Annotated in this window: 2 protein-coding genes; both read right to left on the bottom strand. The window is 54.6% G+C overall.

Annotated features, from left to right (window positions below):
• Positions 1-32 precede the first annotated feature (32 nt).
• Positions 33-374: a hypothetical protein gene (locus I6F47_RS20165; RefSeq protein WP_114488098.1), complete on the bottom strand. Its 342-nt coding sequence runs from the start codon at positions 372-374 to the stop codon at positions 33-35.
• Positions 371-799: a hypothetical protein gene (locus tag I6F47_RS20160; protein ID WP_114488097.1), complete on the bottom strand. Its 429-nt coding sequence runs from the start codon at positions 797-799 to the stop codon at positions 371-373. The genes I6F47_RS20165 and I6F47_RS20160 overlap by 4 nt, the downstream gene beginning before the upstream one ends.
• Positions 800-1,775: the final 976 nt, after the last annotated feature.

Below are 1,775 nucleotides of genomic sequence, written 5' to 3'. Positions count from 1 at the left end.
AATGTGCTGGTGGACTGCGGGCTGGTTTCGGATCAGATGTGATCGCCGCTCGGGTCGAACTGGTCGAGGTGCTGTTCCGCCCAAACGGCGACAGCCTTGCGCCAGCCGGTGCTTGTCTCGTTGTGGCGCTTCAGTCGGGCGGTGACAGTTCCCTCGCGCGGCAGTTCACCCAGAAGTACCGTGAGCACCAAGGTGTTTGCCAGAAAGTCCAATAGCAGCCCGACGAACAGCACTGGGTATCCGAACATTTTGTTCCAAAAGGTCAGCGTGCCGGCGTCCTTGGCGCGCTTGAGCGACATGACCGCGAGGAAAAACACCCACAGTGCGTAGAGCAGGAGGAAGGCGTAGACGGGGAAAAATAGGAGGTGGCTCATGGCAGTTGGCTCCTGAGTGCTGCGCTCTGTTCGTCCAGGGTTTTCAGACCCGCGTAGCCCTTGTTCTTGGCACGCAGATACTCAATGGTCAGCCCCATGGCAACCGCGCGTTCTTCAGCCAGCGCGATGATCGTTTCGCGGGTGATGCGCGGCATTAGGTGCTGGTCTTCCAGCGCTTGGATGCGCGCGACGATTTCAGCCTGACGCTCTGCAAGCGTTGGTGGTTCAGGCGGCACATATTCGGCCTCGACCTGGGCGAGTAGTGCCTCGTACTGCGGGGCGTCAGCGCCAAGGTCTGCGCGTAGCATGTCCATTTGGCCGTTGCTGTAGGCGTGGCACTTGATGACCGCGCCGCTTGCATCAACCCATGTTGCTTCGAGGGTCGCGGGGTCGTTTTCGTAGCGGATTGGTTGTTTGATAATCATGATGTAGAACCTGTCCTTAATTGGAAATTGATTACAAGCTCCTCTGAAAGTGTGCCGGTGGATATATTTGTCACTCTTACACTAAAAACCCCGTTTCCAGACCAATTAAGTTCAATCCTATAATTAGNTATATTTGTCACTCTTACACTAAAAACCCCGTTTCCAGACCAATTAAGTTCAATCCTATAATTAGATGGATCAGGGGCACCGGAGTTGTATCCCCCGCAAACATCAATTAAACTTGTGGATAAGGCGTATGAATTACTCACGCTAAAGACCACAGCCGCGCCTGCCGATAATGCAGAACTGTTCATAGTTATCTGCCCGTTAGGTTTGTTAAGTGTCACGCCGGTGGTTTTGCTGGTTGCTTGAGTAACTGTACCTCCTGCTCCCGTGCCGTAACCCAGCGCGCCACGCAGCGCGAGCACATCACCATTCGTCCCCAAATGAAGCGTAGTCCCGCCTGGAGTTTCAATATTTATCGGGAGCGATGCGCCCGTTCCTATGGCTGTAGAGCGCAGCCGCGCGGTACTGCCGCTTATGGAAAAATCAAATTTAGCTGCGTTTGTCGGGTCGGGTCCGTTGTAAAGTGAATACTCTGAATAACCACCGGCCCCACTTGGCATCGCCCCCAATACCGTAGCGCCGTTAGTCGTACTCGTCTGAAACATCGCTCGGCTCGCAACGGTCGCGTTACTGAAATCCGCAGTAATACGCCTACCAGTTCCCGAGAAATTTACATTGCCTGCAATATCACCACCGGTATTATCTAACTTTTTGGTGTCCAGCTCGTTGACCTGCGCTTGCAGCTTGCCCAGAGCAACCAGCACCGTGTCTGCAGCAGTGATCACCGCGTTCGTCGCAGTGCTCAACCCTGTGAGCGCGATCCCACGCACCCACGCCGCGAGATTCGCAAACGTCAGCTTTTTGAGGACGTTGGACGCAGCGCTGTCAACAATGCCCAGTTCATCGGCAT

Source organism: Pseudoalteromonas sp. NZS37, from assembly GCF_015864265.1.
Taxonomy (GTDB): domain Bacteria; phylum Pseudomonadota; class Gammaproteobacteria; order Enterobacterales; family Alteromonadaceae; genus Pseudoalteromonas; species Pseudoalteromonas arctica.
The sequence above is the reverse complement of the archived record's forward strand: the minus strand, read 5'-3'. Positions and strand labels throughout refer to the sequence as shown.

Coding starts and splice junctions, on each gene's coding strand:
- I6F47_RS20165 (WP_114488098.1), bottom strand. CDS start 374: ATGAGCCACCTCCTATTTTTCCCCGTCTACGCCTTCCTCCTGCTCTAC.
- I6F47_RS20160 (WP_114488097.1), bottom strand. CDS start 799: ATGATTATCAAACAACCAATCCGCTACGAAAACGACCCCGCGACCCTC.